Origin of the sequence: Methylobacterium brachiatum (assembly GCF_020523825.1) — a bacterium.
Classification (GTDB): Bacteria; Pseudomonadota; Alphaproteobacteria; order Rhizobiales; family Beijerinckiaceae; genus Methylobacterium; species Methylobacterium brachiatum.
The window spans coordinates 312,407-324,929 of the sequence record NZ_JAJALK010000001.1 but is presented as its reverse complement, the minus strand read 5'-3'; the positions used below and the strand labels follow the sequence as shown (position 1 = coordinate 324,929).

12 protein-coding genes are annotated in these 12,523 nt (G+C 70.6%); 4 read left to right on the top strand and 8 right to left on the bottom strand.

Translation table 11 applies throughout. From position 1 onward, the window contains the following. Window positions 1-209 precede the first annotated feature (209 nt). The 8 genes from LGR69_RS01570 to LGR69_RS01535 all read right to left on the bottom strand — a co-directional run bounded on the left by LGR69_RS01570 (window position 210) and on the right by LGR69_RS01535 (window position 8,656). Window positions 210-686, bottom strand: coding sequence for a DUF411 domain-containing protein (locus tag LGR69_RS01570; RefSeq protein WP_007565532.1), 477 nt, complete (start codon window positions 684-686; stop codon window positions 210-212). Between the two features lie 20 nt (window positions 687-706). Then, window positions 707-3,859: an efflux RND transporter permease subunit gene (locus LGR69_RS01565; RefSeq protein ID WP_007565530.1), complete on the bottom strand. Its 3,153-nt coding sequence runs from the start codon at window positions 3,857-3,859 to the stop codon at window positions 707-709. After that, a complete protein-coding gene (locus tag LGR69_RS01560; protein WP_007565528.1) occupies window positions 3,856-5,379 on the bottom strand; it encodes an efflux RND transporter periplasmic adaptor subunit in 1,524 nt (507 codons plus the stop codon). The genes LGR69_RS01565 and LGR69_RS01560 overlap by 4 nt, the downstream gene beginning before the upstream one ends. After that, a complete protein-coding gene (locus tag LGR69_RS01555; RefSeq protein WP_007565526.1) occupies window positions 5,376-5,780 on the bottom strand; it encodes a FixH family protein in 405 nt (134 codons plus the stop codon). Before LGR69_RS01555 ends, LGR69_RS01560 begins: the two co-directional genes overlap by 4 nt. An 81-nt stretch (window positions 5,781-5,861) precedes the next feature. Continuing rightward, window positions 5,862-6,275, bottom strand: a complete 414-nt coding sequence (locus tag LGR69_RS01550) for a hypothetical protein (protein ID WP_007565524.1) — start codon at window positions 6,273-6,275, stop codon at window positions 5,862-5,864. Window positions 6,276-6,852: 577 nt separating this feature from the next. Beyond that, entirely contained in the window at window positions 6,853-7,095 is a 243-nt protein-coding gene (locus tag LGR69_RS01545) for a hypothetical protein (RefSeq protein WP_039903393.1), read from the bottom strand. Window positions 7,096-7,454: 359 nt separating this feature from the next. Continuing rightward, complete coding sequence (locus LGR69_RS01540) at window positions 7,455-8,105, bottom strand: NrsF family protein (protein ID WP_007564152.1); 651 nt, start codon at window positions 8,103-8,105, stop codon at window positions 7,455-7,457. Beyond that, window positions 8,102-8,656: a sigma-70 family RNA polymerase sigma factor gene (locus LGR69_RS01535; protein ID WP_039903061.1), complete on the bottom strand. Its 555-nt coding sequence runs from the start codon at window positions 8,654-8,656 to the stop codon at window positions 8,102-8,104. The genes LGR69_RS01540 and LGR69_RS01535 overlap by 4 nt, the downstream gene beginning before the upstream one ends. 522 nt (window positions 8,657-9,178) lie before the next feature. Here LGR69_RS01535 and LGR69_RS01530 point away from each other — a divergent pair. The 4 genes from LGR69_RS01530 (at window position 9,179) to LGR69_RS01515 (ending at window position 12,509) form a co-directional block, all read left to right on the top strand. Then, window positions 9,179-9,790, top strand: coding sequence for a DUF2231 domain-containing protein (locus LGR69_RS01530; RefSeq protein WP_007564148.1), 612 nt, complete (start codon window positions 9,179-9,181; stop codon window positions 9,788-9,790). Between the two features lie 245 nt (window positions 9,791-10,035). Then, entirely contained in the window at window positions 10,036-10,464 is a 429-nt protein-coding gene (locus LGR69_RS01525) for a hypothetical protein (RefSeq protein ID WP_230364970.1), read from the top strand. Window positions 10,465-10,632: 168 nt separating this feature from the next. Beyond that, a complete protein-coding gene (locus LGR69_RS01520) occupies window positions 10,633-10,929 on the top strand; it encodes a hypothetical protein (protein ID WP_007564146.1) in 297 nt (98 codons plus the stop codon). Between the two features lie 47 nt (window positions 10,930-10,976). Next, entirely contained in the window at window positions 10,977-12,509 is a 1,533-nt protein-coding gene (locus LGR69_RS01515; RefSeq protein ID WP_007564144.1) for a TolC family protein, read from the top strand. Window positions 12,510-12,523: the final 14 nt, after the last annotated feature.

Genomic DNA, 12,523 nt, shown 5'->3' with positions numbered 1-12,523 from the left:
GATCCCCCGAGTCCTAGCGTTGCGGCGTCCCCTTCGCCACTCCGATCTTCATGCCGCCGGGGCGAGTCTGTGAACCGAGTTCCCGCCCACGCTAAGCCCGCCTTCGGGGGATGTCCGGGCACGAAGCGGGGCGTCGGCTCTTGCGCGGCGGCGCGACGACCGTTGACCACCGTGGACGGCGACGGCGATCATCCGCACGTCGGCCGCGCTCAGGCCGGTTCGCCGCCACGATAACGGGCGAAGGTGTCTCGCCCCTCGGGTCCGAACAGGATCACCGCGTAGGCGCCGGGATCCCTGCCCTCGACCTCCATGCCGGGCGAGCCGGCCGGCATGCCCGGAACGGCCAGCCCGGTTCCGTTCGGGCGCTCGGCCAACAAGCGCCTGATGGCGTCCGCCGGCACGTGTCCCTCGACCACGTAGCCGTCAACGAGAGCGGTGTGGCAGGAGGCGAGGTCCCTCGGCACGCCGAGACGCGCCTTCACCGGGTTCACGGGACCCTCGGTCACCGTCACCGTGAAGCCGGCCTGTCGCAGGTGGTCCACCCACTTCGCGCAGCAGCCGCAACTCGGGTCCTTCGTCACGGCGACGGTCGGCAGGCTCTCCCCCATCACGGGTCGTCCGAGGGACACTCCCGCCGCCAAGCCCGCGAGCACGGCACGCCGGGACGGCATCATGTCTGACTTCATCATTCGCTCCTGTCGATTCCTCATTCGGCCGCCAGAGGCATCCGTGCACCCTCCGCGGCGGCCTCCGGCAACCCGCGACCTTTCACCAACGCGTAGACGGCCGGAATCACGACGAGGGTCAGCACGGTCGAGGACACCATCCCGCCGATCATCGGCACGGCGATGCGCTGCATGACCTCGGAGCCCGAACCGGTGCTCCAGAGGATGGGCAGGAGACCCGCCATGATGGCGACCACCGTCATCATCTTGGGCCGCACCCGCTCGACGGCGCCGACCATGATGGCCTGCCGCAAGTCCTCGCGCGTGAGGGGGCGTCCCTCACGCCGGCACCCTGCCCGGACCTCGTCGAGGGCGTGGTCGAGGTAGACCAGCATGATCACGCCGGTCTCGGCCGCGACGCCGGCGAGCGCGATGAAGCCGACCGCCACCGCCACCGACATGTTGAAGCCCATCCACCACATCAGCCAGACGCCGCCGACGAGCGCGAACGGCAGCGAGAGCATGACGATGAGGGTCTCGGTCAGACGGCGGAAGTTCAGGTAGAGGAGCAGGAACACGACGAGCAGCGTCAGCGGCACAACGATCCTGAGGCGGGCTTCGGCGCGCTCCAGGTACTCGTACTGCCCGCTCCACTGCAGCGTCGTGCCCTGGGGCAACCTGACCTCCCTGTCGACCGCGGCCCGGGCGTCGGCCACGTAGCCGCCGAGGTCGCGCCCAGTGAGGTCGACGAAGATGTAGACCGCGAGCTGGCCGTTCTCGGTCCGGATCGAGGTCGGCCCCCGGGTAAGCTCGACCTTCGCGACCTCGCCGAGCGGCACCGTCCCGCCGGCCGGCAGCGGCACCTGCACCTCGTCGGCGATGGCCCGCGGGTCGGAGCGGAAGGCGCGCGGGTAGCGTACGTTGACGGTGTAGCGCTCGCGGCCCTCGACCGTGTTGGTGACGCTCTGCCCGCCGAGAGCCGAGGCGACCACGTCCTGGACGTCGCCCACCATGAGCCCGTAGCGGCCGAGCGCCTCCCGGTCGGGCGTGATGTCGAGGAAGTACCCGCCGATGACCCGCTCCGCGTAGGCACTCGACGTGCCCGGCACGTCGCGCACCACTGCCTCGACCTGACGGGCGACCTTCTCCATGGCGCCGAGGTCGGTGCCGAGCACCTTGATGCCGACCGGCGTCCGGATGCCGGTCGAGAGCATGTCGATGCGGGCCCGGATCGGCTGCGTCCAAGCATTCGAGACGCCCGGGAACTGCAGCGCCCGGTCCATCTCCGCCTTGAGGCTCGCGAGCGTCACGCCCGGGCGCCACTCGGCCTTAGGCTTGAGGCTGATGATGGTCTCGGCCATCTCCATCGGCGCCGGGTCGGTCGCGGTGCTGGCGCGCCCGGCCTTGCCGTAGACCGAGGCGACCTCGGGGAAGGACTTGATGATCCGATCCTGGGTCGCCAGCAACTCGCCCGCCTTCGTCACCGAGATGCCGGGCAGGGTCGTCGGCATGTACATCAGCGTCCCCTCGTCGAGTTCCGGCATGAACTCCGAGCCGAGCTGGCGCGCCGGCCAGACGGTGACCGCCAGGACGCCGAGGGCGAGCAGGATGGTGGGCAACCGCGCCCGCAGTACGCCTGCGATGACCGGGCGATAGAGCCAGATCAGGAGCCGGTTCACCGGGTTGCGATGCTCCGGGACGATCCGTCCGCGCACGAACAACACCATCAGCGCCGGCACCAGGGTCACCGACAGGAGCGCCGCCGCCGCCATGGCGAAGGTCTTGGTGAGCGCGAGCGGCCCGAACAGGCGCCCCTCCTCGCCCTCCAGGGTGAAGATGGGCAGGAAGCTCACGGTGATGATGAGGAGTGAGAAGAACAGCGAGGGGCCGACCTCGCCCGCCGCCTCGACCAAGATCTCGACCCGCGGCTTGTCCGGCCGCGCCCGCTCCAGGTGCTTGTGGGCGTTCTCGATCATCACGATGGCCGCGTCGATCATGGCGCCGACCGCGATGGCGATGCCGCCGAGCGACATGATGTTGGCGCCCAGCCCCAGCGCCTTCATCCCGGCGAACGCCATCAGGATGCCGACGGGCAGCATCAGGATGGCGACCAGCGCGCTTCGGACGTGCAGGAGGAACACGATGCACACGAGGGAGACGACGACGCTCTCCTCGACAAGCGTGTGCCGCAGCGTCTCGATGGCCGCGTCGATGAGTTGCGAGCGGTCGTAGACCGGCAGGATCTCGGTGCCGGCCGGCAGGCTTTTCGCCACCTCCGCGAGCTTCGCCTTCGCGTTCTCGATGACGGTCAGGGCGTTCGCGCCGAACCGCTGCAGGACGATGCCGCCGGCGACCTCGCCGTCACCATTCATCTCGGTGATGCCCCGCCGCTCGTCAGGCCCGAGTTCGACCCGGGCGACGTCCCGCACCCGCAGGGGAGCACCACCGGTGGTCTTCAGGACGATGTTCTCGATGTCGGCCACGCTCCGCAGGTAGCCGCGTCCGCGCACCATGAACTCGAACTCGGAGAGCTCGACCGTGCGGCCGCCGACGTCGGCGTTGCTCGCCCGGATCGCGTCCCGGAGCTTGTTGAGCGAGATCCCCTGCGCCCGTAGGCGGTTCGGGTCGACGACGACGTTGTACTGCTTGACGAAGCCGCCGACGCCCGCGACCTCGGCCACGCCCTCGGCCCGCGACGCCCCGAAACGGACCACCCAGTCCTGGAGGGAGCGCAATTCCGCGAGCGTGCGCTCCTTGGCCACGACCACGTACTGGTAGACCCAGCCGACGCCGGTGGCGTCCGGACCGAGGGTTGGGGTCACGCCCGCCGGCAAGCGGCTGGCCGCCGCGTTGAGGTATTCGAGCACGCGCGAGCGGCCCCAATATGGGTCCGTGCCGTCCTCGAAGATCACGTAGACGAAGCTGACCCCGAAGAACGAGAAGCCGCGCACCACCTTCGCCTTCGGGACCGTCAGCATGGCGGTCGTGAGAGGATAGGTGACCTGATCCTCGACCACCTGCGGGGCCTGGCCCGGGTATTCGGTGTAGACGATGGCCTGCACGTCCGAGAGGTCGGGGATGGCGTCGAGCGGCAGCGTTCGCAGCGCCATGACGCCAGCGGCCACGGCGAACACGGTGCCGACCAGCACCAGGACGAGGTTGCGGGCCGACCAGCCGATGAGGCGCGCGATCATGGCTTGCCCTCAAGGTTCGAGGCCTGCCGGTCGCTCGCCTTCGGGGCGGACATGGACTGAAGCGCCGCCTTCAGGTTGCTCTCGGCGTCGATCAGGAAGTTCGCCGCCGTGACGACCCGGTCGCCGGCGGCGACGCCGTCGCGGATCTCGACGTAGCCCGTGCCGCGAACCCCGACTTTGACCTCGCGCGGCTCGAAGCGCCCCCCGCCCCTGTCGAGCAGCACCACTTGCCGCGCACCTGTGTCGATGACCGCGTCGTCGGGCACCGCCACGACGGGCTTGCCCGCCCCCGTGGCGATCTCGACCTCGGCGTACATGTCGGGCAGGAGCGCGCCGTCCGGGTTCGGCAGCTCGATGCGCACCCGCGTGGCCCGGGTGTCCGGGTTCACCTGCGGATAGATCACCCCGACCTTGCCGGAGAAGGTCCGGCCCGGGGCCGAACGCAGGCGCACGGTCACGGCCTGTCCGGCGCGAACCCCGGCCAGGTCGCGCTCGGGCACGTCGGCCAGCACCCACATGACCGAGATGTCGCCGATCCGGAACAGGGTGTCGCCGGCCGCGGCTTTCATGCCCTCGACGGCCGAGCGCTGCAGCACCACGCCGTCCCGGGCCGACGACCAAGTGATGGCCATCGGCACCTTCCGGGTGCGCTCCATGTCGTCGATGACGGCCTCGGAGACGTTGAGGTTCTGCAGGCGTCGCCGAGCTCCGTCGAAGCCGGGGTTGGCGATGAGCTGCGCGGCGGCGGCGTTGATTTCGGGGGAGTAGATGTGGACCAGCGGCTGGCCCTTGCGGACGCGGTCGCCGGTGGTGACGTCCTCGACATGGTCGACGTACGCGTCCGACCGGGTCGCGATGACCGTCACGCGCCGCTCGTCGAGGGCGACGGTACCGGGCACGCGCACCGGCTGCGCCACCACCCGCCGCTCCACTGTTTCGGTTCGGACGCCGGTCCGCTGGACCTTGCCGGGGGAGACCGTCACGACGGCGCCGCCCTCGTCCTCGCCCGCGTAGACGGGGATGTAGTCCATCCCCATCGAATCCTTTTTCGGGGTCGCCGAGGTGTCCGGCAGCCCCATCGGGTTGCGGTAGTAGAGCAACTTGCGCGTGCCCCCGTCGGGCTTCCCGGCCGCCGCCGTTCCATGCGCCGCCATGCCGTGCCCGGTCACGTCGTGGCCGGCCATGTCGGGGGATGTCGTCTCGCTCCCTTGTGCCTGGTCGAAGCGCACGTCCTCGCTGGCCCGAACCGCCCGGAAGTCGTGCCCCTCCGCAGTCGTTCTCGGCGACGCGGAGTAGACCGGCTTCCCATCCGGATCCTGGTAGTAGACCACCGGACCCGTGACCTTCGCCGGCGCCGGTGCCTGCGGACCCGGCATGCCGGTCGGAAGCCAGTGGGCGAACTCGGTCCGTGCGCGCTCGACGAGGACCGGAACGGGGCTGCCATCACGCCCCGCCCAGTACCCGGTGCCCCCCGCCGCCAACGCGGCGAGGATCCCGGCGAGCCATGCCGAGCGGCTCACTTGACGGCCTGGAAGACGAGCCTGTCCTCGACGGTGCCGGTTTCGCCCTGGACCTTCGCCCCCAGCGAGAGCCGCCAGCCCCCGGCCATCGTGAGCTTCGCCTTGAAGCGGTAGAGGGCAGGCTCCGTCGACGGGACCTGCTCGATCGTCGAGGTCATCTCGTCCATGCTGTCGGGCGCCATGTCGATGCGCTTGGCGAAGATCACCGCGTCCGGAACGGGCTTGCCGGTGCGCTTGTCCATGAGTCGCACCGAGAGGATGGTCTCGCCGACCTTCGCCTCCGTCCGGATCAGCACGAAGGCGTAGTCCTTGATGCCGGCGAGCGCCGGCAGGGCCGGGACCGACAGGGCGGCACCGAGCAGCGCGGCACCGAGGGCGCGCGCGAAGGGGTACGTGGTCACGGATTTCGTCTCCTGAACGCGATGGATGGCCACGCGTGGACGCGCGGCGTCGTGCCGGCGTTCACGCCGGCGTCATCGGGCTCAGGCTCGGGGGGGCTCAGGTAACGGGCGGCCGGACACGCTGGCGAAGGACGCCGCATCGGGCCACACCCGGCTCGTCCGCGTCGCCACCGGGGCCGGGACGGACGCCGCGGTCGGCAGGAGGGAGGCGACGCTGGCGAGGCAGAGCGCCAAAAGCGGACAGCCGGCCTTGGCGCAGTCGGGCTTCGCCGCCTTCCCGGGCGGGCAGCACGGCATGTCGGCCATGTCCGCGTCGCCCACGTCCATCCCCTCCATCTCGGCATGGGCAATGGCCGAGGTCGCCTCAGGCGCGGCTTGCGCCATGATGAACGCGCGCATCCCCGCGGCGGCCGCGGGCGCGGCCACCGGCGTCAGGGCGAGGCTGAGTACCGCCAGGAGCGGCAACAGTCGCCGAAGGGCGATCAAGAACGTCACGCAGGTACGATGCCAGCTTTTCGATCCGGGCGGAAGGCCAGTGTCACGGGAGACGGCGCGTCCCAAGTCTTGAGGGTCAAGGTTTCGTTCCGTCGGGCGGCCGATCCACCGACCGACCTCGCCGGGCGGGCGTCTCGGCGACCCGTTCCTCGTGGGCCCGCCGGACCGCGCCATGGCGCGTCCGGCCTGCCGTGCAATGGCCGTCCCCGAACGGCAGGCAGAGGCCGGATCGAGGCCGCCACCCATGGAAGCCGCATCGACACCGTCGGTCCCCTGGCAAGCCCCCGGACATGGAGTGGCCGTCTGCCGAGCGCGCAATCTGGAAGGCGGTCAACAGGGGAATGGTCGCGTGCATCGCAGGCGTGAGCCGGTCGTCGTTCTCGGGCTGTTGCGCTGGCCGCCCATCGCAAGGGCGCAGGTTCCGGGCTCCCGGCATCCGCGCGCGTGCTGTCCGGGCATCTGGGAAACCTACCGCACACTTGACCCTCCGCGCGGTAGGCGGTGCAGGGCGGCGCGCCGAACCTCACCCCGTACCACCCCAATCGGCCGGTCCGGCGGTTCGGACCCCGCGGGAGGTTCAGAAGTGCTGGGCGGGGGGGGCCGACCGGGCGGCGGCAGGGCGGCGGGGCACCGCGCTGATCGATCCGGTCGTCAGGCCGACGTCCGGAGCTTCGACCTGAGGCGTTTCGGTCCGTTGCGATTGATGCGTCTGGGGCAGGAAACGGGGTGGGACGTTGTCCATCCATCCCGCGAGCGCGTAACCCGGCAGTCCGGCGAGCATGGCGATTCCTGCAAAGGCGGGGATGATCTTGCTTTTCATGGCGGAAACCGTTGATCTGACGAGAAGCTTGCCGCTCCTTGTCTTTAAGTCCGGATGTCTTGGACGTACCGTTACAGCGCGCTGCGAACCTTTGTGGGGTTGGGCCGGGGTCGCCCGGCGCGGCGCCTCGCTCACCGGGGGGATAATCCTGCAAGCGATTGTGGGATGCGCGACGGCCGCATTGCCTCGCGCGGCCGGGCGGGTGGGAGGGTCAGGCCAGTCGTCGTGCCGGATCCCATCCGCGGCGTTACCGCGACGAGGCCCGTGACATGAAGCGTCGGCCGGCGACAGGCCCCCAAGCCGTCGCGTCGCCCCTCGAACCCCGGCAGGCGATCCGGAGGATGTTCCGAACCGGCTCGCTACCAGCGAAGGAGGCGCGGTCCCAGGAGCGCTCCGACGAGCGTGCACATCGCGATCGTCCCCCCGTACCATACGGCGACGAACGGTACGGTATCGTCCATGCAGTGCAGCGAATAGCCGAGCGCGCTCACGGCTCCCGCGGAGAGGCCGACCAGGGCACCCGCCCGCACGAGATCCGTCGGCGCTCCGAACCGTCGAACCGCCCACGTGACGACGGCGAACGGCACGACGGCGATCACGGGGATCGAGATGAGGCATTCGAGCCAGGTGTGACCGGATACCATGCCGTGCCAATGTTCGGTCGGCGCCATCAACAGGCTCACGCACGCCAGCGCCGCGACCACGAGGAACGGCAAGGCGGCGACCCCGAGATGGACGCGGCTCTCGCCGCCGGGCCTGGCCGCCCTGACGAGATACCGGAGCGCGAGACCCCCGACCGCGGCCGCAAACGAGAACTTGAACGCGAGGAACAGGAGCGGCCGGACCTCGGTCAGGCCGGGACGCAAGCCCAGAAACGCCAGCGCCAGGCACAGCGCGGCCGTCGCGCCGACCGCGACCGCCAGCGCGAGCCGGCGGGTCATCCAGGGGGCCCCGACCGGTTCGCGCTCGAAGCTGGCGCCCAGCAGGCCGATGAGTTCGTCGGTCTTCATCTCGCCTTGCCTCCCACGAGATTGGCCAGGGTCTTCAGGCCGCGGTGGACGCTCACCTTAATCGCGGTCTCGGACATCCCGGCACGTTCGGCCGCCTCGGCGGCGCTCAGGCCCTCGACCTTCGTCGAGAGGATCGCGTTCCTCATCTTGGGCGGTAGGTGCGCCAGGAGGCGCTCGACGTCGAGCGAACTCTCCGCCGCGACATGATCGTCGCGAGCCACCAGCACGCCGGCATCCTCGACAGGGACGTCGGCCGCGGCCGTACGCGTACGCCGAAAATGGTCGATGAGCTTGTAGCGGGCGATGGCGTGGATCCACGGCGTCACCGGTTGCGTGACGTCATAGGTGTGCCGCCGCACATGGATCACCATCAGCGTCTCCTGGACGAGATCCTCCGCCTCGGTGTCGGTACGGCCGGAGCGAGCCAGTTTGCCTTTGTAATACGCGCGCAGGTGCGACCCGAGCCGCCCCAGGAAGCGCCGGTAGTCGGCCGCGCTGCCCGCAAGGCTGGCGATAAGCAGCGCGCGCAGTTCCTCTTCCACCTGCAGCACCGGGACTAGGCGGGCCGGTTCGTAGCCGCTGAGCGGATGCCAGAGATACGTCGCATGTTCCGCCACCCCACCGTGTCCTCACGACCGCAGCACCATCCTGCAGGAGCGTGTCGTACGGCGATCCGCGCCCTGAGGCTCGTCGGCCGAAGGCGACGTATGATCGGCCGCGCCGCTCGGAGAACAATCCGCAAGCGGCCGCCGAAACGTTACAGCGCTCGCGGCATGCCCGGGAGCGTAGGCATGTGCCGCCCATAATTGCCAAGCCTATGCCCCGATCTTAGACCCAGCCGGACCCAACGCCACGCGCCGGGCGGGAAGCCTCCGGAGCCTCGCCGCCCGCGCTCTCCCTTCGCATGGAAAGGCCTGCCGAGAGCGCCGCCGAGAGGGCGGTCTCCGATCCGGGGACGACGGCGGATTCGTCCCGGAGCGGGCGTTCGGCGCCATCGCTTTTCCCCTCACCGGGGGCGGTCCGGGCAAGAAGCCGGCCCGTCCCGCCATCGACGTTTCCCTAGGAGCATGATCATGATCGAGGTGATACCGAACTGGCATCCGGTCGCGGTCCATTTCACGGTCGCCCTCCTCATCACGGCCAGCGTCCTCTTCGCCGCGGGGACCCTGTTCAGGAAAGCGGCATCGGGTGGCGCGCTCACGGCCGCCGCCCGATGGAACCTCGCAATCGGCGCGGCCGTCACGGTCGCGACCCTCGCCACGGGTTGGTCGGCGTACAACACCGTCGCCCACGACGCGGCCTCGCACGCGAACATGACCGTCCACCTTCGCTGGGCCATCGCCACCGCGCTCGTGTTCCTCGCCGCCGCCGGCGTCGCCTGGCTGGAGCGCCGGAAGGTCGCAGGCGCGGGCGTCGTGCTGCTGGCGCTCCTCGCCGGAGGTTCCGGGGCCCTCGTGGTCACGGGCTGGCTCGGCGGCGAGAACGTCTACCGTTACGGCCTGGGCGTCATGGCGCTCCCGAGATCGGGCGACCACGTCCACCCCGCAAGCGGCGGCCATCCCCACGAGCACGGCCACGACCACGAGACCGCGGACGCCCCAAACACGCCCGATGCCGCCGCGGGCAAGGTAGAGACGCGCCCGGCGCCGGACGCCCCCTCCGCACCGCACGAACACGCTCATTGACGGACGGGCCGCGGTGATACCCGTCCCGGGTACCCCCAAGCGCCCGTCGCATGAACGCGGCGGGGGTCCTGGCACCGGTGTGGCGGTCAATCCGCCGAGTGCGGCTTCGCCGTCGACACCGGCATGTGGCGAACTTCCAACACGCTGAGTTTGTGGGACATCGGTCGAGCACCACGGATTGCAGCTTCCACCCCGGCGTGAGAATGTCCGCGAAGATTAGGCAGGGGCCCTGATCAGTGAAAGTCGTGCGCGCATTGCTGCTTGCCGTACTCGCCTTGGCCTTGGCCATCGCGCCGGCAGCGCCGTGCACCATGGGCCGGCAGTCGACGGCTCACCGGCACATAGCCGCCGCCGCGGCGACGCATCTCGCGCACGCCGCCGGCACCTTGGGCAGCCAGAACAAGCCGGACGAGGCTGGGATACGGGGGACTTCCCTCGCCTTGCCGGCTGCGGCCGCCGACGAAGGATGCCCCGGCCATCGGCATCGCCCCAAACATCCTCCCTGCCCGGCTACCTGCTGCCCGCTCGCGTGCCAAGCCGCGCTTCCCACCCTGCCATGGGCGAGCATCACCCTGGAATTTCATCCGTCCGAGCGGGTCCTGATCGTCCAGGTGGACGGGGCCGTCGACGCGCATCCGCTACGGATCGAGCGGCCGCCGAGGCGCCAAGCGTGACGCGCGGGCGGATCTAGCGCCCGCCCTCGGCCGCTCCGACAGGACGGCCTCGCACACCCACAACGAGCCGACGCCTTCGCCGGGCGCGACGCCGTCGCCGCTCGACCCGCGGCCCGTGCCACGCCTGGGCCTGCCTTCGGCCGTCCGCCTCACCTCGGGAAATCCAAGATGTTCAAGTTGCCGAGACCGGCCGCGCTCGCGGCGGTCCTGCCGCTCGCCGGCTGCATGCCCGCCGCCGTTCCCGCCGGGCTCGTCCTGCCCTCGGAGCCGGACATCCCGGTCCGGCCGCCCCGCTACGCGAAGGTGACGCAGGGCGTGAAGGATTTCGGCGTCGTCGACCCAAAGGATTGGCGCGAGCTCAATCGCCAGGTCGCGCCGAAGGCCGGGTCCGGCGGTACGGGGGGCATGCCGGGCATGGACGGGATGCCCGGCATGGGCGGCAAGCGCGATTCGGGGGGCCGGTGATGGCCCGTCGCTGTAACCAAACGGGCGGCGGCGCCGGACTACCGGGCATGAGTGGCACGACGACCGCGCCGGGACACGCCGGTACGAGCGCGCGACCGCCGGACGAGGCCGTCCGGGGGCGGTTCGTGCGCGTGGCCGCGAGCATCACCGGCCTCGGCCTCGCCTTGGCAGGCTGCGCGAGCTTCTCGCCGGACGCGGGCCTCTCCGTGGCCGGCGGCTACGCGGCGCTTGAACTGCGCAAGGACATCGTGAAGGCGGACGACCAGGGCGTCGCGCCGAGCGCGGACGCCCGCGTGGACGCGTTGCTGCGCCGTCCCTTGACCGCCGACGGCGCGGTGCAGGTCGCGCTCCTGAGGAACCGGGGCTTGCAGGCCGCCTTCAACGACCTCGGCGTCTCCGAGGCGCAGTACGTGCAGGCCACGCTGCCGCCCTCGCCGCGCCTCTCGATCACGCAATGGGGATTGGGTTTCAACACGGAGATCGAGCGCTCCGTCGCCGCCAGCGTGCTGGAGTTGGCTACGCTCCCGGTGCGCGCCGAGATCGCGCGGCAGCGGTTCACGGCCGACCAGTACAACGCGGCGGAGCAGGTCCTGCGGCTCGGGGGCGAGGCGCGCCGGCAATTCTACCGTACCGTCGCGGCCAACCAGGCGACCGCCTTCCTCGAACAGGCGCTGGCCGGCGCGGAATCCGCCTCGACGCTGGCCAAGCAGCTGGGCGAGACGGGGGCTCTGAACAAGCTGGAACAGGCGCGCGAGCACGCCTTCTACAGCGAGTTGGGCGCGCAGCTCGCTAAGGCGCGGGTGCAGCAACGCGCCGAACGGGAGCGGCTGACCCGACTGCTCGGTCTCTGGGGGCGGGACATCGATTTCCGCCTGCCCAACGGCCTGCCGCCCCTGCCCGGGAGGCTCGTCGACGGGCACGCCATCGAGGCCGAGGCGATGATCAAGCGGGCCGACGTGCAGGCAGCCCGCTTCGAGCTGCAATCGCTCGTGGGGCAGTTCGGGCTGAACCAGGCCAGCGGCTTCGTCAGCGTCTTCGATGCGGGCTTCGCGAACCGGTTCTCGCGGTCGAGGACCGCGGGGGGCGAGGGCGGTGCCCCGAAGGTCGACAAGGCCAGCCTGAACGGGTTCTCGGCGGATCTCGTCATCCCGATCTACGACTTCGGGGCCACCGCTGTCCGGGGGGCGCAGGAAAGCTACCTCGCCAGCGCCAACCGCCTCGCCGAGCGCGCGGTCAACGCCCGCTCCGAGGTGCGCGAGGCTTACCAGCGCTATCGCGGCCAGTACGACATCACTCGGCATTACCAGACGAGCGTCCTGCCCCTGCGGCGGACGATCCAGGACCAGGCGCTGCTCCAGTACAGCGGCATGCTGCTGGACGTCACGACGCTGATCGTCGACGCCCGGGCCAGGATCCTGAGCAACATCCAGGCGATCGAGGCGCAGCGCGACTTCTGGATCGCGGCGACCGACCTCAAGGCGGCGACCGTCGGCGGCGGGTTCTCGGGGGGCAACTTCGGCGGCGAGGCCGCCGGGGGCACCCCGGGCACGAGCCTCGCCGTCGCGACGCCCGGCGGCTGAGGTCGGGGGCCCGC

Excerpts from the sequence above, each read along its gene's own strand:
- LGR69_RS01565 (WP_007565530.1), bottom strand. The coding sequence starts at position 3,859 with ATGATCGCGCGCCTCATCGGCTGGTCGGCCCGCAACCTCGTCCTGGTG.
- LGR69_RS01540 (WP_007564152.1), bottom strand. The coding sequence starts at position 8,105 with ATGAAGACCGACGAACTCATCGGCCTGCTGGGCGCCAGCTTCGAGCGC.
- LGR69_RS01530 (WP_007564148.1), top strand. The coding sequence starts at position 9,179 with ATGATCGAGGTGATACCGAACTGGCATCCGGTCGCGGTCCATTTCACG.
- LGR69_RS01515 (WP_007564144.1), top strand. The coding sequence starts at position 10,977 with ATGAGTGGCACGACGACCGCGCCGGGACACGCCGGTACGAGCGCGCGA.
- LGR69_RS01520 (WP_007564146.1), top strand. The coding sequence starts at position 10,633 with ATGTTCAAGTTGCCGAGACCGGCCGCGCTCGCGGCGGTCCTGCCGCTC.
- LGR69_RS01570 (WP_007565532.1), bottom strand. The coding sequence starts at position 686 with ATGAAGTCAGACATGATGCCGTCCCGGCGTGCCGTGCTCGCGGGCTTG.
- LGR69_RS01545 (WP_039903393.1), bottom strand. The coding sequence starts at position 7,095 with ATGAAAAGCAAGATCATCCCCGCCTTTGCAGGAATCGCCATGCTCGCC.